General features: G+C 68.1%; 19 protein-coding genes. 5 read left to right on the forward strand and 14 right to left on the reverse strand.

The features are described 5' to 3' along the window. Positions 1 to 6: 6 nt before the first annotated feature. The 3 genes from BQ2383_RS10890 to BQ2383_RS10900 form a co-directional block, all read right to left on the reverse strand. A complete protein-coding gene (locus tag BQ2383_RS10890; protein WP_091033672.1) occupies positions 7 to 300 on the reverse strand; it encodes a hypothetical protein in 294 nt (97 codons plus the stop codon). 81 nt (positions 301 to 381) lie between these two features. Beyond that, positions 382 to 966 (reverse strand): GNAT family N-acetyltransferase, encoded by a 585-nt coding sequence (locus tag BQ2383_RS10895; RefSeq protein WP_140403340.1) that lies wholly within the window; start codon positions 964 to 966, stop codon positions 382 to 384. A 72-nt stretch (positions 967 to 1,038) separates the two neighbouring features. Then, on the reverse strand, positions 1,039 to 2,352 hold the full coding sequence (locus BQ2383_RS10900) for a M50 family metallopeptidase (RefSeq protein ID WP_029263684.1): 1,314 nt from the start codon (positions 2,350 to 2,352) through the stop codon (positions 1,039 to 1,041). A 65-nt stretch (positions 2,353 to 2,417) separates the two neighbouring features. Between BQ2383_RS10900 and BQ2383_RS10905 the strand changes: the two genes are divergently transcribed. From BQ2383_RS10905 to BQ2383_RS10915, 3 genes are all read left to right on the forward strand, one after another. Beyond that, positions 2,418 to 3,002: a hypothetical protein gene (locus tag BQ2383_RS10905; protein ID WP_091033677.1), complete on the forward strand. Its 585-nt coding sequence runs from the start codon at positions 2,418 to 2,420 to the stop codon at positions 3,000 to 3,002. 109 nt (positions 3,003 to 3,111) lie between these two features. Continuing rightward, a complete protein-coding gene (locus BQ2383_RS10910; protein ID WP_091033680.1) occupies positions 3,112 to 3,792 on the forward strand; it encodes a YcnI family copper-binding membrane protein in 681 nt (226 codons plus the stop codon). Between the two features lie 96 nt (positions 3,793 to 3,888). Next, complete coding sequence (locus BQ2383_RS10915; RefSeq protein WP_208617659.1) at positions 3,889 to 5,511, forward strand: Mur ligase family protein; 1,623 nt, start codon at positions 3,889 to 3,891, stop codon at positions 5,509 to 5,511. A 39-nt stretch (positions 5,512 to 5,550) separates the two neighbouring features. Here BQ2383_RS10915 and dxr read toward each other — a convergent pair whose 3' ends face one another. Together dxr and BQ2383_RS10925 are read right to left on the reverse strand one after the other, a co-directional pair. Further along, the gene (gene dxr / locus BQ2383_RS10920; RefSeq protein ID WP_091033686.1) at positions 5,551 to 6,633 is read right to left on the reverse strand and encodes a 1-deoxy-D-xylulose-5-phosphate reductoisomerase; all 1,083 of its coding nucleotides are present in this window, start codon (positions 6,631 to 6,633) and stop codon (positions 5,551 to 5,553) included. A 37-nt stretch (positions 6,634 to 6,670) separates the two neighbouring features. Beyond that, the gene (locus BQ2383_RS10925; protein WP_091033688.1) at positions 6,671 to 7,627 is read right to left on the reverse strand and encodes an FKBP-type peptidyl-prolyl cis-trans isomerase; all 957 of its coding nucleotides are present in this window, start codon (positions 7,625 to 7,627) and stop codon (positions 6,671 to 6,673) included. Positions 7,628 to 7,750: 123 nt separating this feature from the next. Here BQ2383_RS10925 and BQ2383_RS10930 point away from each other — a divergent pair, with 123 nt between their 5' ends. Next, positions 7,751 to 8,551: a lysophospholipid acyltransferase family protein gene (locus BQ2383_RS10930; RefSeq protein ID WP_091033691.1), complete on the forward strand. Its 801-nt coding sequence runs from the start codon at positions 7,751 to 7,753 to the stop codon at positions 8,549 to 8,551. A gap of 18 nt (positions 8,552 to 8,569) precedes the next feature. Here the strand turns inward: BQ2383_RS10930 and BQ2383_RS10935 are convergent, their stop codons facing one another. Next, a complete protein-coding gene (locus BQ2383_RS10935) occupies positions 8,570 to 9,064 on the reverse strand; it encodes an OsmC family protein (RefSeq protein WP_029261852.1) in 495 nt (164 codons plus the stop codon). A 67-nt stretch (positions 9,065 to 9,131) separates the two neighbouring features. Between BQ2383_RS10935 and BQ2383_RS10940 the strand changes: the two genes are divergently transcribed. Beyond that, positions 9,132 to 10,127, forward strand: coding sequence for an asparaginase (locus tag BQ2383_RS10940; RefSeq protein ID WP_091033694.1), 996 nt, complete (start codon positions 9,132 to 9,134; stop codon positions 10,125 to 10,127). Positions 10,128 to 10,166: 39 nt separating this feature from the next. Here BQ2383_RS10940 and BQ2383_RS10945 read toward each other — a convergent pair whose 3' ends face one another. From BQ2383_RS10945 to BQ2383_RS10985, 8 genes are all read right to left on the reverse strand, one after another. Further along, entirely contained in the window at positions 10,167 to 12,905 is a 2,739-nt protein-coding gene (locus BQ2383_RS10945; protein WP_167381607.1) for an FtsK/SpoIIIE domain-containing protein, read from the reverse strand. A 57-nt stretch (positions 12,906 to 12,962) separates the two neighbouring features. Then, positions 12,963 to 13,760, reverse strand: coding sequence for a PP2C family protein-serine/threonine phosphatase (locus tag BQ2383_RS10950; RefSeq protein ID WP_091033699.1), 798 nt, complete (start codon positions 13,758 to 13,760; stop codon positions 12,963 to 12,965). Between the two features lie 81 nt (positions 13,761 to 13,841). Continuing rightward, positions 13,842 to 14,825, reverse strand: coding sequence for an aldo/keto reductase (locus BQ2383_RS10955; protein WP_091033701.1), 984 nt, complete (start codon positions 14,823 to 14,825; stop codon positions 13,842 to 13,844). Between the two features lie 89 nt (positions 14,826 to 14,914). Then, entirely contained in the window at positions 14,915 to 15,685 is a 771-nt protein-coding gene (locus BQ2383_RS10965; protein WP_208617660.1) for a large exoprotein, read from the reverse strand. A gap of 113 nt (positions 15,686 to 15,798) precedes the next feature. Continuing rightward, entirely contained in the window at positions 15,799 to 16,545 is a 747-nt protein-coding gene (gene yaaA / locus BQ2383_RS10970; protein ID WP_091033704.1) for a peroxide stress protein YaaA, read from the reverse strand. Positions 16,546 to 16,621: 76 nt separating this feature from the next. Further along, on the reverse strand, positions 16,622 to 16,882 hold the full coding sequence (locus tag BQ2383_RS10975) for a F0F1 ATP synthase subunit epsilon (protein ID WP_017830988.1): 261 nt from the start codon (positions 16,880 to 16,882) through the stop codon (positions 16,622 to 16,624). Positions 16,883 to 16,884: 2 nt separating this feature from the next. Then, positions 16,885 to 18,339: a F0F1 ATP synthase subunit beta gene (gene atpD, locus BQ2383_RS10980; RefSeq protein WP_017830989.1), complete on the reverse strand. Its 1,455-nt coding sequence runs from the start codon at positions 18,337 to 18,339 to the stop codon at positions 16,885 to 16,887. A gap of 21 nt (positions 18,340 to 18,360) precedes the next feature. Next, on the reverse strand, positions 18,361 to 19,257 hold the full coding sequence (locus BQ2383_RS10985) for a F0F1 ATP synthase subunit gamma (protein WP_029261860.1): 897 nt from the start codon (positions 19,255 to 19,257) through the stop codon (positions 18,361 to 18,363). Between the last annotated feature and the right edge of the window lie 19 nt (positions 19,258 to 19,276).

A 19,276-nucleotide genomic window follows, 5' to 3' on the forward strand; every position in this document is an offset into this window, starting at 1 on the left:
CCGGTGCTAGGCGCGCCAGCCGAACGTCACCGGGGCAGCGGGTTCCGCTGCGAATGTCGGACCGACGGCGCAATTGCACACCGTGTTGTTCTGGCAGGTGGGCCCCATGATCGTCGTGCACATCTGGGGGTTGTTGGTCTCGGTGGCGGACACGGTCGTGTCGATCGCCTCGGTGTCACGGCCGACCAAACTGCGGAAGATGGCCTGGTCGATCGTCTCCCGCCCCGACGAGATGTCGTTCGAGGCTGCGGAGTCCGACGCTTCGCGAACAGCGATCCTGAGATCAGCGATACTCGTCATTTCGTCTCTCCTTCGTTTCGACTGACTGTGCGGCAACTGCGCCGCACTTCCCTGCCACGGTACGCAGGCACCCGCCGAGAGTCAACGAAGCGCGCTGCCCTCGGCGGTCTCGTCCCGCTTCGTCTGCGTGGCGCGGCCGGCCTCCCACTCCTCGCGGAGGATGGCGTAGATCACCACGTCGTTCCAGCGCCCGTCGCGCCACTGCGCGCTTCTCGCGATTCCCTCCCGCGACATACCGCCGGGACGGGCCGAGGGGTTCTTCGGTGCTGCCGTCGCCGCCGTCGCCGCCTCGATCCGGTGGGTGGCGGTCGTCGAGAACAGGTAGTCGATGAGCAGCACCAGACCACTAGACGCCGCGCGCGTGCGGCGGTGCTCCGGAAGCACGAGGAGACCGATCCCCCAGCCCCGATGACGAGGAGAGCCACCGTAGTCGTACCCGGGAAACCAACTCACCTGGCCGATCGTCGCGCGATCATGCACCAGACGCATCCGACCGCCGTCCGGCGTGATCATCCCCAGCCCCGGGCTCTGCGGCCCGAACGGCGGCACCTGGGTGTATCCGAAGCCGAACCAGTTGTTCGGCTGCCAGGCCTCGGGGTCACGAAGACGCTCCGCCATCTCCGCCTCGGACTGGGGGTCGTATGGTCGCAGTGAGTATCCGTGCATGGGTGCCTCCAGGGAGCGTTCGGTCGATCCACGCTTCACTCTGCCATCCATGACGCCGATCACGGCGACCGGCTACTGGAACAGGGACACCGGCTTCACGATGTCGGCGATCAGGAGGAGCGCACCCATAGCGATGAGCACCACCGAGACGACCACCGTGAGAGGCACGAGGCTCGTGGCGTCCACCGGCGCCGGAGGCGGTCGACGGAAGATCTTCGCCCAAATCCTGCGGATGCCGTCCCAGAGCGCGACGACGATGTGGCCGCCGTCGAGGGGAAGCAGCGGTATCAGGTTGAAGACGAACAGCGCGATGTTGAGCATGCCCAGCAAACTCAGGAGGCCCGCCCATCGATCCAGGACGGGCGCATCCACGGAGGCGACCTCTCCGGCGAGTCGGCCGACGCCCACGACGCTCAGCGGACCGTTCGGGTCACGGTCCGCGCCCGCGAACACCGATGCGCCGATGTCCCACAGGCGCGCCGGGAGGTTGAGGATCATGGTCGCCACGCGTCCGGCGGAATCGACCGCCATCTCCGGTCCGGCCGAGAGCGGCTGCTGGATATAGCCCATCTGGGAGTACATCCCCGCGTAGCCGACCTCCTTCACCACCGGGTCGCCGTTCTCGTCCTGCAGCGGCCGGCCGCTGGCGTCCGTGATCGTACGTTCGGCGGCGATGGGAGTCAGGCTCAGCGACTCGTCGGAGCCGTCACGGCGCACGACGACATCCAGCACTTCGCCCGGCGAGGCCTGAATGATGGCGGTCGCATCGGCGAACGTCGACACCGGCTGTCCGTCGACGGAGAGGATCACGTCGCCGGGCTGCACTCCGGCCTCGGCAGCCGGAGACTCAGGGTCGTCAGGCGAGCACTCGGTGGCCGTGGACGCGGAAGGCACCACGCACTCACTCACCGCGGATATCGTCGTGGTGCCCTGCTGGAGGCCGATCCCGGAAAGCAGGATCGTGAAGATCACGGTCGCGAGCAGCAGGTTCATCACCGGCCCGCCGAGCATCACGATCACTCGCTTCCACACCGGCAGGCGGTAGAAGACGCGATCCTCCGCGCCGTCGGCGATGGTCTCGTCGTTGGCGGATCGGGCGTCCTGGATGAGCGACCGGAAGAGACCGGATGCGGGGCCCGAGCTCTTCGAGGGCGGGTACATCCCGGACATCGAGATGAAGCCACCCAGCGGCAGCATCTTGAATCCGTACTCGGTCTCGCCGATGCGCTTCGACCACAGACGCGGTCCGAAACCGATCATGTACTGGCCGACGCGCACGCCGAAGAGCTTCGCGGGGACGAGATGGCCGACCTCGTGCAGACCGATCGAAAGGCCGAGGCCGATCAGCATGAAGAGGATGCCGCCCAGATAGAGCAGGAATTCCACGTGCCAACGCTACTGCCCCCAGCTAGGAATCCGCCCGACGACGCGGGCGCGGCTAGGGTGGAACCGTGAATGCCCGGCAGCTGCGACTCGTACGCGCCGCCGCCGTCTCATCCGTCGCGACACTGCTCGCCGCGCTCTCGCACACGTTCGGCGGCGGTGCCGCACCGCATCCGCTGCTGATCCTCGCGGTCGCGACCCTGCTCACACCGTTCTCGGCCCTGCTCGTGGGGACCAGACAGTCACGCGGTCGCGTGGCATCCGCCGTCTTCGTCGCGCAGGCCGCGTTTCATGTGCTGTTCCAGGCGCTGGGATCGCCGACCGGCGCCGACACGCTCGGCGGCGTCGGCCACGCCCACCACCTGAATCTCGATCTGCTCGGGCCCGCGACCTCGCAGACGTCCCTCAGCGCGACGATGCTGCTCGCGCACCTCGCCGCCGCCGTGCTCACCACTGTGCTGGTCTGGCACGGCGAGACACTCCTGGGGAGCATCGTGCGGTGGGTCGAGGCGATGTTCCGGCGTGCCGCCGCAACTGCGCCCGCACAACACCGCCGACCGCCCCGCCTGCGCTCCACTCTCCTGCCTTCCTTCAATGCCGCCGTCGCGGCTGCTGTGCCCCGACGCGGGCCTCCTGCGCTCTTCCGCGACTGATCCACACGGATCCGTCGCACCGGAGTAGGCCGCCGTCCTGGCGGAACAACCCCCTCGCCGGGTGCGCCGTCGTCGCGCGCCCGCTTTTTCGAGCACCAGGAGATTCTTCATGTCCCGTATCACCCGTACCCGCACCCACCGCGCAGCCCTCGCCACCGCCGGCATCCTCGGTGGCGCCGTCCTCGCCCTCGCCGTCCCGACGATGGCGGGCGCGCACGTCGGCGTCAGCCCCGATGAACTCGCCGCCGGAGACCATGGCGTACTCACCTTCTCGTTCTCGCACGGATGCGACAACTCCCCCACCACGGCCCTCCGCATCACGATGCCGGACGGACTCGCCTCCGTGGCGCCGACGATGGACGGCGACTGGAACATCGCGGTCGAGCGCGGTGACGACGGCCTCGTGAGCGCAGTCACCTACACCGCGCTGACGCCCGTAGCGAACGATCTCCGCGGGGCGGTGAGCATGTCCGTCGGGCTCGACGAGAGCACCCCGGAGACGCTGGCCTTCCCCGTCGTGCAGGAGTGCGTCGACGGCGCGACCGAGTGGACCCAGCTCGCCGAGAAGGGTGAGGACCCCCACAGCCTGGACGCCCCGGCACCGGTGGTCTCCGTCACCGACGCCGCGACCGACGGGCACGGTGATCATGGGTCCGCCGGATCGGCAGACGAGGCAGCGGCGACGACGACGACGACCGATCCGCTGGGGATCGCGCTCGGAGCCGGCGGACTCGTCGCCGGGATCGCCGCACTGATCGTCGCCGTCCTCGCCTACCGCCGCCGCGCCTGACGCCGTCCGACTCCTCGTGCCCCGCTCACCCGGGCGCACGAGGAGTCGTGCCGCGGAGAGGTGTTCACCGTGCCGTCATGAGATCATGGATCCGACATGTCGATTGAACAACAACCGAGCCTGCCTCCCGTGCTCCGCCCCGCGAACCCGCCCCGGCGTGAGCTGTCCGAACTCGCTTCCCGTTTCGCCCGCAGTGTGCGCGGCGACATCGACGGGATCGCCCTCTCCGGCATCACACTCGCCACTGCGGACCTTCGTCCGGGTGAGGCCTTCGTCGCGATCCTGGGCGTCAACAGGCACGGTGCGGATTTCGCCGTCGCCGCGGCCGAGAAGGGCGCCGTCGCCGTCATCACGGACGAGCCCGGCGCTGCGATCGCCGGATCCGCGGGGCTGCCGATCCTCGTGGTCGACGACCCGAGAGCGGTGCTCGGCGACCTGAGCGCCTGGGTGTACGGCACAGGGGCGGATGATCCGCTTCCGCTGCTCTTCGCCACGACGGGAACGAACGGGAAGACCAGCGTCTCCCACCTGCTCGAGGGCATCCTCGACCAGATCGGTGTCGTCACCGGGCTCTCGTCGACCGCCGAACGTCACATCGCCGGCGAAGTCATCGTCTCGCGGCTGACGACCCCCGAGGCCTCCGAGATGCACGCGCTCCTGGCCCTGATGCGCGAGCGCGAGGTCGAAGCCGTCGCGGTCGAGGTCAGCGCTCAGGCTCTGTCACGCCACCGGGTCGACGGGATCCGATTCGACGTCGCCGGCTTCACCAACCTCAGCCACGATCACCTCGACGACTACGCCGACATGGAGGAGTACTTCGAGGCGAAGCTCCCGCTCTTCCGGCCGGACCGCGCCAAGCGCGGCGTCATCTGCCTCGACTCGCCGTCCGGCGCGATCGTGGTCGACCGCTCCGAGATCCCCGTCGTGACGGTGGGGACGCCCTCGATCGCCGCCGACCCCGAGGCGGCGGCCGCCGCGGACTGGGTCGTCGTCATCGACGACGAGCGTGCGGCGGGCACGACTTTCACGATGACCGGCCCCGCAGGCTCCCTCACGACCACGGTTCCGGTGATCGGCCCGCACATGGCCGCGAACGCCGCGCTCGCGATCGTGATGCTCCTCGAGGGCGGCTACGACTGGCAGCGCATCGTCGATGCTCTCGCCCGCGATGAAGGCATCCGCGCCTATCTCCCCGGCCGTACCCAGCTGGTGTCCGGGGAACGCGGGCCTGCGGTGTTCGTCGATTTCGGCCACTCCCCCGACGCGTTCGAGAAGACGCTCGCCGCGGTGCGCCGCGTGACACCGGGCAAGGTGCTGATGCTCTTCGGCGCCGACGGCGACCGCGACGCGAGCAAGCGGTTCGACATGGCGCGCACCGCGGTCGAGGGCAGCGACATCCTCGTCGTCACCGACCACCACCCGCGCTTCGAGGATCCGGCCTCCATCCGGGCGACGCTGATCGAAGGTGCACGCAAGGCGCGACCGGATGCTGAGATCCACGAGGCCTCGCCGCCCGAGAACGCCATCATCACCGCGGTCGGACTCGTGGGCGACGGCGACGCCATCCTCTGGGCAGGCCCGGGCCACCAGGACTACCGCGACATCCGCGGGGTGCGCACGCCGTACTCGGCGCGCGAGCTGGCACGCAGAGCTCTCCGCGCCGCAGGCTGGCCGGTTCCCGAACCCCGCTGGCCCGTTCCCTACGCCGACGAGGACTGACCCGGGAGCCGGGGCGGCAGACGTCGCTCCGGGTTCGGCTCAGCTCGCCGCGATCATCCGATCTGCGGTCGTGCGCGCCCAGGACTCGGCCGCGGCTAGGGTCTCGACTGTGAGCGCGTCGGGTGCGTCATGGGCGTCGACGACGCGCTCGATCGTGTCGACGATGCCGAGGAACGACAGTCGACCCTCGTGGAAGGCGTCGACAGCCTGCTCGTTCGCCGCGTTGTAGACAGCGGGAAAAGTGCCGCCCGCACGACCGACGGCCTTCGCGAGTGCGACCGAGGGGAAGGCCTCGCCGTCGAGCGGCTCGAAGGTCCAGGACGACGCCGTGGTCCAGTCGAGTGGTCGTCCGACGCCTCCGACGCGGTGCGGCCAGTCCAGACCGAGCGAGATCGGGAGTCGCATGTCGGGCGGAGAGGCCTGGGCGATCGTGGAGCCGTCGATGAACTCGACCATCGAGTGCACGATGGACTGCGGATGCACGACCACCTCGATGTCGTCGTAGGCGACATCGAACAAGAGGTGCGCCTCGATGACTTCGAGCCCCTTGTTCACGAGAGTGGCCGAATTCGTCGTGACCATGCGGCCCATGTCCCATGTCGGGTGCGCGAGGGCCTCCGAGGGGGTCACATCGGACAGTTCTGCACGCGTGCGACCACGGAACGGACCGCCGGATGCCGTCACGACGAGCCGGCGCACCTCGGCGTGAGTGCCGGCGAGCAGGGCCTGCGCCAGCGCCGAGTGCTCGGAGTCCACCGGGACGATCTGTCCGGGCGCGGCGGCGGCGAGAACCAGGTCCCCGCCGACGATCAACGACTCCTTGTTCGCCAGGGCCAGCGTGCGGCCTGCCTTCAGCGCCGCGAGAGTCGAGCCGAGTCCGATCGAGCCGGTGATGGCGTTGAGCACGACATCGGCCTCGACATCGCGGACGAGCTGCTCGGCCTCGTCCGCACCGAGCGCCGTGTCCTCGACCTGGAACTGCGCGGCCTGCTCACCCAGCATCTCGGCGTTCGAGCCGGCGGCGAGGCCGACCAGTTCGAACCGACGGGGATTGGCGCGGATGACATCCAACGCCTGGGTGCCGATGGAGCCGGTGGAGCCGAGGACGATGATGCGACGCATGACGCCAGCCTAGGACACGCCCTCGACGCCGCCGCTGCTACTGCTGGACCGGGGTGGTGGCGAGGATGTCGACGACGAAGACGAGGCTCTCCTTCTGGAGCTCGTGTCCCTCGGTTGCCCCGTAACCATCCGACGGCGGCATCACGACGACGACCTGAGAGCCGACCTTCTGTCCCTCGAGCGCCTTCTGGAAGCCCGCGACCACACCCGTGGTCTGGAACTGAGTCGGCGCGGCGTCGCGGCTCCAGCTGGAGTCGAACTCCTTGCCGTCCGACCACTTGACGCCCAGGTACTGCACGACCACGAGGTCGCCGGAGCCGACCGTGGGTCCGTCGCCCTGCTTGAGGACGGCGACCTTCGTCTCGGTCGGTGCATCTCCGTCGGGGATCTTGACGGAGGGCTTGCCGTTGTCATCGAGCTTGACGGTCGGCATGCCCGGGGTCGGGTCGACGTCCTTGCCGGTCGAAACCTCGGGGAGCTGCTCGACGGCCTCGGCGTACACGACCACGCTGCTCGCGCCCTCGCCGAGAGCGCTGCCGGGAAGGGCGAGCACTATGCGCGAGCCGACCGGCTCGCACTCGAGCGCGGCGACGAAGAGCGAGGACTGATTGGTGTCGAGAAGAACAGGCAGCACGCCCCCCTCACCACGGGCGGACGAGTCCAGCACCTTGTTCGTCGTCGCATCGACGATCTGGTACTCGACCGAGACCAGGTCGTTGACGAAGACATCGTCACCATCGCCGGCGGAGACGACCGTCCGTTCGACTCCCTCGAACGCGGCATCGGCCGGGACCGTGACCTTCGTGTCCGCTCCCTTGCCCTCGACGACCACGGCATCGGAGGTCTTCCCCGGCTGCGCGTCCAGCGCGCACGCACTCGACGCGGTCGGGCTCGGCGTACCGGAGCTCGACGGCGCGGAACTGCCGGAGCAGCCTGCCAGCAGCAGAGTCGCCGCGGCGACGGTGGACAGAACGATGAGCGGACGCTTGCGCACAGTGAGACCTCGGGATCGCGGGTGGGAACCTCCATCCTGCCGTATAGCCCTTTGCCCCCGCTGGGAGGCACGGCGCGACCCTTCATTCCCACGCCGGCATGGATCCGGGAGTAACCTGCTCTGATGACCTCTGAGCAGTCCGTCGAGCCCGAATCCTCGTCAGAAGAGGAATCCTCGTCGTCAGATGAGACTGCCAAGCCCCGTCACGCCGGGTTCGCCTACACACTCGGACGCAGTCTCATCACTCCGCTGGCGCGGCTCGTGTACCGGCCGAAGATCGAGGGCCGCGAGAACGTTCCGCTGACCGGGCCCGTCATCTTCGCCAGCAACCACCTGTCATTCATCGACTCGATCGCGATCCCGGTCGCCGCACCCCGGCCCGTGCACTTCCTCGCGAAGTCGACCTACTTCGAAGGCACCGGCTTCCAGGGCTGGATGAGCAAGACCTTCTTCGAGTCGATCGGTGCCATCCCTGTGCGCCGCGGTGCCGGCCAAGCGGCTCTGGATGCTCTCGAACTGCAGCGTCAGCTCCTCGACGAGGGACTCGCCGTCGCGCTCTACCCGGAGGGCACGCGCTCCACCGATGGCCGCCTCTACAAGGGGCGTACCGGGGTCGCGTTCCTCGCGCTCCAGACGGGCGCCCCCGTCGTGCCAGTCGGGCTGATCGGGACCGACAAGGTGATGCCGGTCGGGGCGAAGGTGCCGACGCTCAAGGAGCGCATCACGGTCCGGTTCGGCGCACCGCTGGATCTGTCGCCGCACGGACCTGCGACCAGCGGGCGTGCGCGTCGCCTGGCGACCGACGAGATCATGGCAGCCATCCACGGTCTGTCCGGTCAGGAACTCGCCGGAGCCTACAACGAGGCTCCTGCGCAGGGCACGATCGAGAAGATCAAGCAGGCCCTGCCGCACGAGCGCCGTTGACGCCCGTGCCGCGCTGACTCACTCGACGGCGCGGACGGTCGCCTCGTGGCGCACCGGGAAGTTCATCGAGTTCGCGATGAAGCACCATTCGTTCGCCTGCGCGTGGGCACGCTCGGCCGCCTCGATCATCGATGCGTCCGCGACGACGACCTCGGGCCGCAGCATCACCTCGACGAACGCCCCACCGCCCTTGCCGTCTTCGCGCATCATCCCGCTCGCGTCGTCGCGGTAGGAGACGACGACCACGCCGGCCGTCACGCACGCGTGCAGGTACGAGAGCAGGTGGCACTCCGAAAGTGAGGCGAGCAGGAGATCTTCCGGATTCCATCGCGAGGGATCGCCGCGGAACGGCTTGTCCGCCGATGCGAGCAGCTCCGGCTTGCCGTCGACTTCGATGGTGACTTCGCGGCGGTAGTCCCGGTAGCCCGAGGTCCCGGTGCCGGTGTTTCCGGTCCAGACCGAGGTGAGCGCGTAGTGATGTTCGCCGAGGGCGCGGGGGGTCGACTCTGCCATGTCTTCAGTCTGCCAGGGGCCACCGACCCGAGGTGAGCGATGGCGTGCCCGGCGCTAGAGTTGACGGGTGCTGGAGACTCTCACCGTTCAGGATTCCGTGGAACTCGCCGTCGTCGAACGGAGTGGATTCGTCGAATCGCGTCACGCCGGCGCAGCGATCGTGCTCTCGTCCGATGGTGACATCGTCGCCCGCCACGGCAACCCCGACGCGTTGATCCTGCCCCGCTCGAGCCTCAAGCCCCTGCAGGCGGTGGCCTGCATCACGGCTGGTGCGGTGCTCGAGGGCGAACAGCTCGCGATCTCCACGGCGAGCCATGTCGGTACGGACCGGCACGCCTCCGTCGTTCGCGACATCCTCACCGAAGGGGGGCTGACCGAGGACGACCTGGCGTGCCCGGCGTCCTGGCCGACTGATTCGGCGACGCGCGATGACCTCGTCCGCGAGCACGGTGAGCCGACGCGCGTGCGGATGAACTGCTCCGGAAAGCATGCTGCGATGCTGCGTGCGTGCGTGGCGACGGGTTGGCCGACCGCCGGCTACCTCGACCCGTCACATCCGCTGCAGGTGCACATTCGCGATGTCGTCGAGCGTCTCACGGGCGAGAAGGTCGCCCACACGGCGATCGACGGGTGCGGAGCCCCTGTCCACGCGATGACCCTCACCGCCCTCGCGCGAGGCATCCACCGCATCGGCACCGCCTCCGACCGCTCGCCCTTCGCCCTTCATCGCGTCGCCGGTTCGCTGGTGCGAGCGGTACGGGAGAGTCCCTGGACGATCGAAGGGCCCGGCCGCCCCGACACGATCGCGATCGAGAAGCTCGGAGTCTTCACCAAACACGGAGCCGAGGGCGTCATGGTGATGGTCGCCCCGAACGGCACGACCGTCGCGCTGAAGATGCTGGACGGCGCGACGCGCGCTTCGACGATCGTGGCAGCGACGCTCCTCGAGCGCGCAGGGGGCCTGAGCAGCGCCGAGGTCGCCATGCTGGCGGAGGCGCTTCCCCTCACCGTTTCGGGCGGCGGCTCGATCGTCGGTGCGATCCGTCCCGGCGCGGGTATTTAACACGTCCGTCCGCCCGAGCCGAGCCGCGATACTCACTGCTCATCGCGGAGACAGTTCCGGAAGGACGACGCGACGCGGCGCTTCGGCACCGCGCAGGGACCAAGCCCGACCGGCGTGGGTGCGCGCATACGGCGGGAGTTCCCGCACGCCAGCAAGCTGTCGGAGATCGGACTGCTGCTCGGCACGGATCAGCACTTCCCCCTCCCCTCGGATGCGCTGCCATAACGGCCAGTTGCGCTGCCACACCTCCGCGTCCCCCACGACGAGGCAGGGACGGTCGCGCTGCGTCGGCTCCGCGCCGGCATCGATCACCTCGGACTCCGGATGCGCCTGACGCAGCATCGCCGAGATCGAGGCAGCTCCGGCGGTCACGACGGCGGTGATCGCGCACGACGGCGCCCAGTCCGGAGGTGTGACGGGAGCAGGGGGAACCCCCGCGCCTTCCGGGACCCATGCCAGCTGCACCTCGCGGTCGCCGATGTGGGCACGCCCCGGGGAACGGTCGCGGATGAAGGACGAGGCCTCTCCCCCGGCCGCGAGATGTTCCACTCTGCTCGGCTGCCGAAGCAGCGCCCGTCGCGGCAGAGCGTCGATCATGCGTCCCAGCGGTCCCGCCGCTCTGCTCACCGCCAGCACGAAGGTCGTCTCCGCACGGGCACGGAGAAGGTGCTCCCACCGTTGCGCGTATTGCTGACCATACTCGGGTGGCAGTGCCGAGAGGACCCCGTCGACGTCGTCGCCGAGGACGAGCGACGGCATCCGTTCACTCCCCAACACCCACGCGGTGAGGAGGTCCCAGGCCGCCTCGGGGTCGTTCGGCACCCACGACGCATCAGGGCGCTGTACGGCCAGCGCACGCAACGCTGTGGAGCGACCTGACCCCGGCGCGCCCAGCAGCACGATTCCGCGATCCTGCCCGCAGCGCAACAGCTCCAGTGGCTGAGCTTGGCGGGCGGGGTCATCGGCACGCCCGAGCACGATGACATCCGGACCCGGCACGCCAGAATCGACGAGGTCCGTGAGCGGGATCCGTGCGGGAAGAGCAGCGAGCCACGGACTGCGGGGCGGGTCGGCCGCCGCCCACCCCAGCCCGACGGCTCGCAGATCCGCGGGACTCGTCAGCGCGATCCGGATCGCCGACGGCTCGGGATCGGCCGGACGGCGCACGAGAGCGAGGCCCCGCGACTCCGCTCCGCCGGGGAGTTCCGCCGCGGCGTCCGTCCCGATCATGAGCCTGCTGTCGGCAGCATCTCCGACCCGCAGACTGACGCGGAGCGGACAGTTGGCCGCCAGCGCATCCCTCACGACACCGGCAGCACGCTGTGTGCCGAGGATGAGGTGCATGCCCAGCGCACGACCCCGTGCGGCGACGTCCGTGAAGACAGCCCCCAGATCGGGATGCTCCGCCAGCAGAGCCGCGAACTCATCGACGACGATGACCAAGCGCGGCATCCCGACCTCTCGCACGTCTCTGGCGCCGGCGTCGGCGAGAACGCCCTCCCGACGGCGAAGCTCGGCTGTGAGACTGGAAACGCCTCTCCGAGCACCGTCCTCATCGAGATCCGTGATCACCGCTGCGACCTGGCGCAGCCCGCGCAACGGCTCGAATGCGGTCCCCCCTTTGAAGTCGGCAAGCACGAATGTCACTCGGTCCGGCCCGTTGGCCGCGGCGATGGCCGTGACCCAACTGACCAGAAGCTCACTCTTGCCGGTGCCCGTCGTTCCGGTCACGAGGGCGTGAGGACCGTCTTCGACGATGTCGACGATCGTCTGTCCGCGCTCGTTCCGACCGATCGCGGCGGCCAGCCCGCTGCCGGGCTGCGGCTGCTCCAGGTCGTGCAGAGCCACGGAGTCCGGAAGCACGTCGATCTCGCCTCCCGTCGTCGCATGCTCGCGAGCGATGATCCCCGCTTGTGCAAGGGAGACGCACTCGACCGCGACGACGGCGGTGCCCTGAGGGGTGCGCAGCCGGGCACACCCTGGCTCGATGATGTCGATCACCGTCGTGATTCCTTCCGGAACCTCGGCGTCGGCCGACGCCAGCCAGATCAAGGCATCCGCGTCGATCCGGTTCGCTTCGCCCGAGCCGACCCCGACCCGGAAGCCACCCCTGCGCGCGCGCCGCGCATGCGGCAGCGCGTTCAGCCCGCACTCGCGGAGTTCAGCGCCCACGAGCGACAGCTGCGCCGCGCTGAAGCGGAGACTCAGTTGCAGCAGGAGCGCGCGCGCCGCAGCGAGGATCACCGGCCGCGCACCGCGCAGACACACTCCTCCGCCCAGCGGCACGACGATCGGGGCGTCGTCGACCACTCCACAACGTTCGCGGAACTCGCGACCACGACCGTCTTCGCCACCGCTGCATCGGATTCCGCTCGGCGCACTCCCGGCACCCACCACGAGGGAGGTCGCCCCATCCGGCGGCTCCACGCCACGGAGAGGTGGCTGCAGGAGACTCGCCGCGGTATCTGGGTGACGCAGCCACCGCGCCTCACGCTCCTCCTGGTGGCGGAGTGCGAGCTCGGCCTCGGCCGCCGCCCAGTCCTGCTCGGACTGTGCAGCGCCCCGCCGACGTTCGCGTCGGCGGTTGCGAGCCGCGTCAGCGAGCGATGCCACGATCATCAACGGTCCCAGCGCCGCGAAGCACAGTGCGAACACGGATCCGGTGACCAGCCACAGCACCACCCCTGCGGCTATCGGCACGATCGCCGCCATGAAAGGCAGTGGGGCACGGCGCGAGGGTACGGGCGCCGAAGGGAGCACGAGCGGGAGGGTTTCCATGCGTCCAGTGGATCGCATGCCTCTCGAGGGAACGGCGCTGTCCACAGCGCCGAGCGGCTACTCCGTCGTGTCTTCGATTGGGGAGGACGAGTCGCCCTCGTCGTCGACCTGCACGATGATGAGCGTCACGTTGTCACGCCCGCCGTTCTCCAACGCGGCGGCGAGCATCGCATCCACGCTCTGGCCCGGATCGCGGTGCTCCCGGAGAAAGTGCTGGATCCCGTAATCGGTGAGCTCCTTGGTGAGCCCGTCGGAGCAGATGACGAACCGGTCGCCGGCGCGTACGTCGATCGTTACGTAGTCCGGGGCCGTGAGTTCACTCGCACCCACCGCCCTCGTGATCACGTTGCTGTACGGGTGCCCCTCGGCCTCTTCCGGGCTCAGCTTGCCCGCGGTGATCAGCTCCTGCACGACGGAATGATCTGTCGTGACCTGGACGAGACGGTCATCGCGAAGAAGGTAGACGCGGGAATCCCCGATGTTCAGAGCCACCCACTGGGCGTGATCGCCAGTGCTCGCGAAGAAGACGCCGGTGAGAGTGGTACCGGTGCCCTCGTCGGTCGTCTCAGGGTGGTCGGCGATGTCGCCCACCGCCCGTTCGAGCGCCTTCTCGATCGCAGGACCGTTGACATCGCCCGCGGAGACCACGGCCTGGAGTCGCTCGACGGTGCTGCGGCTCGCGATCTCTCCACCGGCGTGACCGCCCATGCCGTCTGCGACGACGAACAGGGGGAACTCGGCGAGGAACGCATCCTGATTCGTCTCCCGACGACGACCGAGATCGGTGACCCCTGCCCAGGACAGCAGCAATGGGCGCTGCGCAACCGTGACGCGATGCGTCTTCGTCTCAGCCACGTGCTGCCTCCGATGGATCTGCGACGGGTCGGGCGTCCGCAGGATACTCACACATCGTAGTAGAACTCCCCCGCACCGCGATCACACTCGGGCGCCCGGGTCGGCCGGCAGAGGGAACAAGTCGTCGATGATCTTCTCCTCTTCGGCGCTCGGGCGCCAGGAATCGCCCGCCGCCGCGTTCGCTTCGACCTGCTCCCGTGACGTCGCGCCGGCGATGACACTGGAGACGGCCGGCCGCGAGAGGAGCCAGCCGAAGGAGGCCTCCAGCATCGTGATGCCCCGCTCGTCGCAGAAGCCGCGGAACGCGTCGATAGCATCCCAGGGCGCGTTCTCCCAGACATGGCGACGTGCCGACATGATGCGGCTCGAGGCCGGTCCCCCCTCACGCGTGAACTTGCCGGTGAGGAGTCCGTTGTGCAGCGGGAAGTACGGGAAGAAACCCAATTCGTATCTCTCCACGGCCGGCAGCACCTCGCGTTCGGCCGCGCGCGCGAGCAGGGAATAGTGGTTCTGTGCAGAGATGAATCGGCCGGAAGACCGCGCACGGGTCGTGAACTCCGCCTCGGCGATCTGCCATCCGGTGAAGTTCGAGTGCCCGTAGTAGCGGATCTTGCCTTCGCGCACGAGCTCATCGAGAGCGTCTGTGGTCTCGGCGATCGGCGTCTCCGGGTCAGGCAGATGCAGCTGGTACAGGTCGATCCAGTCGGTGCGCAGGCGTCGCAGCGACTCCTCCACCGCCCGCCGGACGTAGCGGCGGGAACCACGTGCCGCGGGGAACTCGTACCCCATGTCGCGCTCCTGCCCGAACTTCGTGGCGAGCACCACGCGATCTCGGCGACCCTCGAGGGCTTCACCCATCAGCGTCTCACTCGCACCGGCGACCGCACCGTACATGTCGGCGGTATCGAAGAAGGTGATGCCGTTCGCGAGTGCCGCATCGATCACCTCGCGCGTTCCGGAGAGGGTCTCGGTCACCGTCCCCGCGCGACCGAAGTTGTTGCAGCCGAGGCCGGTGGTTGACACGAGCAGACCGGAAGCGCCGACCCGGCGCTGAGACAAGACCATGTCCTCCACGTTAGCGGGCGCGTCGGAACAGTGGCCAGCCAGGACAGCACAGAGCCCCCGACCGAAGTCGAGGGCTCTGTGTCAGGTCATCATGCCGGAGGCTGAGTGGGTTCGCTCGGCGGTGCCGGCGGAGCAGCCGGCGGTGCAGGCGGTGCCGTGGGCGGCGCAGGCGGAGTGGTCGGCGGTGCTGCCGGAGGTGCCGGCGGGGTGGTGGGCGGAACCGGCGGCACCGGTGCACCCGTGGCGGGAGCCGCGGGTCCAGCGGGCGGAGCGTAGCCGGGCTGAGCCGGCGGTGCGTAGCCCTGAGGTGCCGGAGGCGCGTACCCCTGCGGTGCGCCGTATCCGGGAGCCGGGGCGGCAGGCTTGGGCTGGACCGGGATGCCCTGCCAGACCGTGTTGTCGCCGAGGAATCCGTTGTTCGCCCACGGCGCGGGGACGATGTTCGGGTTCCACCGCGACTTGTCGAAAGCGTTGATGCCGAGCCAGATCAGCGCACCGATACCGGGGATCAGGCCGAAGAGGATCCAGACGGCGTCCTTCTGCAGCTTGAGACCCACGCGCCACGCGACGATCACGATGACGGCGACGTAGGCGATCCAGGCGATGTAGTTCAGGACCGGGATGACGTTGATCACGATGGCGCCGAGCATGACCCATGGGGACACGTCACCGAGCTTCGCGAGAATCATGGCGTTGTAGACGGGAACCCACGCCCGCCACTTGCCCTCGACTCCGGCTTTCTCGAAGATCTTCATCAGGAACAGCGATGAGAGAACGTACCCCGCTATCGCGAAGATGAAGCCGAAGACGATCAGGATGCCGAAAACGGCCAACGAGCCTGTGTCGTAATAGTCGTACATGGTCCCCTCCGGATCCAATATGCGGCACTGGTCGCGCCGCGTGATAACCATAGCGGGGACACCACAGGCGAGCAAAGACCCACGCGGAAGCGGTCATGCACGGACTTGCGTGCTCACTCGGCGACGACGAGCTCCAGAACACTCGGTTGCTCCGTGTCACGCAGTACGACGCCTCGGCTCTCGGCCCAGCGCCGAAGAGAGCGGAGCGAGGCCACGCGTGGCCGGTCTTCGGCCAGGGCGCGCACGAGCAGCCCTTTTGACTTCTTGTTGAAGTGGTTCAGCGCCCGGCCGTGCTCGGTGACGACCCGGACATAGGCGGAAGGCACGGTGTCGGGCACAGGGCCCAGCGCCACATACGCCTCACTGCGCAGATCGAGCACGAACGAGGGCGACGCCTCCGCGATCGCCGCTGACGTGGGTTCCGCCCAGTGCTTCCGCAATGCAGGGAACCGCGGCAGCGACGTCCCGGCGGCCAATCGATAGGTGGGTACCGGGTCCAGCGCGCCGACCGGTCCGAGAGGTGCACTGTGGATCCAGACGTGCTCCCCCAGCCAGCGACGCGATGCCGCGGAGAGACCCCGCGCATCCAGAGCGTCGAAGAGGACACCCGTGTAGCGATCGACCGCCGGCAGGGTGGGCGCCGTCCACAGCCGACGATTGTGCGCGATCTCCCCCATCTGGCGGTCGCTCAGTTTGAGTACGCGTCGCGAGACCTCTTCGTCAGCGGCGAGGTCGACGAGGGCGTCCAGCACGGCGGATCGATGCACCCTCAGCGACGGCAGCGAAAGGGACGCGATGTCGAGCGGGACGTCGTGACCGCCCTCGCGCTTCGTCTCCGACGGCGGAAGCAGGATCTTCATGGAACCTCGGTGAATGCAGACGCGTCCGCCTCGGGACCCGAGTGGGTACCGAGGCGGACGCGTCGAAACGGAACTGCTAGGCGATGAGAGCCGCGTTGCCGGCGACGATCGTCAGGGTGTCGCCCTCCATGGAGAGGAACCCGTCCTGCGCGTTGGCCAGCACCTTCGTGCCATCGGACTGCGTGATGCGGACCTGGCCCTCAGCGAGGATGGCCAGCACCGGCTCGTGGCCGGTCATGAAGCCGATCTCGCCCTCGACGGTCTTGGCGACCACAAGGCTCGCCTCTCCCGTCCAGACCTCCGCATCCGCGGAGACGAGGCTGACGTGGAGCGCCATGGTCAGCCGTTCTCCTTCTGGATCTTCGCCCACTGCTCTTCGACGTCGGAGATGCCACCGACGTTGAAGAAGGCCTGCTCGGCGACGTGGTCGAAGTCACCGCGCGTGATCGCATCGAAGGACTCGATGGTCTCCTTGAGCGGGACCGTCGAACCCTCGACACCGGTGAACTTCTTCGCCATGTAGGTGTTCTGCGAGAGGAACTGCTGGATGCGACGTGCACGCGACACGACGATCTTGTCTTCCTCGGAGAGCTCGTCGACACCGAGGATGGCGATGATCTCCTGCAGTTCCTTGTTCTTCTGGAGGATCTGCTTGACCGTCGTGGCGACGCGGTAGTGGTCCTCGCCCAAGTAGCGGGGGTCCATGATGCGCGACGTCGAGGTCAGCGGGTCGATGGCCGGGTACAGACCCTTCGAGGCGATCTCACGAGAGAGCTCGGTCGTCGCGTCGAGGTGGGCGAACGTGGTCGCCGGAGCCGGGTCGGTGTAGTCATCGGCCGGCACGTAGATCGCCTGCAGCGAGGTGATCGAGTGACCACGCGTCGAGGTGATGCGCTCCTGGAGCACACCCATCTCGTCGGCGAGGTTCGGCTGGTAACCCACAGCGGAGGGCATACGGCCCAGCAGCGTGGAGACCTCGGAGCCGGCCTGCGTGAAGCGGAAGATGTTGTCGATGAAGAGCAGCACGTCCTGCTTCTGCACGTCACGGAAGTACTCCGCCATCGTCAGGGCCGACAGGGCGACGCGCAGACGCGTTCCCGGCGGCTCGTCCATCTGGCCGAACACGAGGGCGGTCTTGTCGAAGACGCCCGCCTCTTCCATCTCGTGGATGAGGTCGTTGCCCTCACGGGTGCGCTCACCGACACCGGCGAACACCGACACACCACCGTGGTCCTGCGCGACGCGCTGGATCATCTCCTGGATGAGAACGGTCTTGCCGACACCGGCGCCACCGAACAGACCGATCTTTCCACCCAGCACGTACGGGGTGAGAAGGTCGATCGACTTGATGCCGGTCTCGAACATCTGAGTCTTGGACTCGAGCTGGTCGAAGTTCGGCGCCTTGCGGTGGATGGGCCAGCGCTCGGTGACCTCGATCGTCTCACCGGGCTCGAGGTTGAGCACCTCGCCGATGACGTTGAACACCTTGCCCTTGGTCACGTCGCCGACGGGGACCGAGATGGCCTCACCGGTGTCGCGGACCTCCTGACCGCGGACGATGCCGTCGGTCGGGTTCAGAGCGATGGCGCGGACGAGGTCGTCGCCGAGGTGCTGTGCGACCTCGAGCGTGATCTCGGTGGACTCTTCGCCCATCGCGATCGTGGTCTTCAGCGCGTTGTAGATGTCGGGGATCGAGTCATGAGGGAACTCGATGTCGACAACCGGACCGTTGACGCGTGCGACGCGCCCGACGACCGCGGTCGCCGGCTGGTCAGCCGGAGCGGTGAGGGTCATTTTCGTCTCTTTCCTGATGGTCTATTTGCTCGAGAGGGCGTCGGCGCCGCCGACGATCTCGGCGATCTGCTGCGTGATCTCCGCCTGGCGCGCGTTGTTGCGCAGACGGGTGTAGTCGGTGATGAGCTTGTCGGCGTTGTCGCTGGCCGACTTCATCGCCTTCTGCGTCGCGGCCTGCTTGGCAGCAGACGACTGCAGGAGAGCGTTGAAGACGCGGCTCTGGATGTACACCGGCAGGATCGCATCGAGAACGGTCTCGGCATCCGGCTCGAACTCGTACAGCGGGTAAACGGTGTTACCTGCCTCCGACTCATCGGCTTCCGTGATCTCCAGCGGGAGCAGACGCACGGACTCGGGCGACTGCGTCATCATGCTGACGAAACGGTTGTACACGAGGTGGATCTCGTCGACGCCGCCGTCCTGTCCCCCGCGGGAGAAGGAATCGAGCAGAGTCGCGGAGATCTCCTCAGCGGTGTGGAACGACGGGGTGTCCGTGTCGCCGGTCCACTCCGCAGCGGCAGCGAGGCGTCGGAACTGGAAGTATCCGACGGCCTTGCGACCGATGAGGTAGAAGACCGGCTCCTTGCCCTGCTCGCGCAGGAGCTCCGCCACCTCGAGACCCTCACGGAGGATCTGCGAGTTGAAGGCTCCGGCGAGACCGCGGTCCGAGGAGAAGATCACGACCGCGGAGCGGGTGATGTTCTCGGACTCGCGGGTCAGCGGGTGATCCACGTTCGAGTGCGTCGCGACGGCCGAAACAGCCCTCGTCACGGCTCGCGCGAAGGGTGTGGACGCTTTGACGCGTGCCATCGCCTTCTGGATGCGCGAAGCCGCGATGAGTTCCATCGCCTTCGTGATCTTCTTGGTCGTCTGAGCAGAAGAGATCTTCTGCTTGTAGACCCTGAGTTGAGCGCCCATATGTCAGTACCTCACGCGG

The sequence above is a fragment of the Microbacterium oxydans genome, assembly GCF_900095745.1.
GTDB classification, from domain to species: Bacteria; Actinomycetota; Actinomycetes; order Actinomycetales; family Microbacteriaceae; genus Microbacterium; species Microbacterium oxydans_B.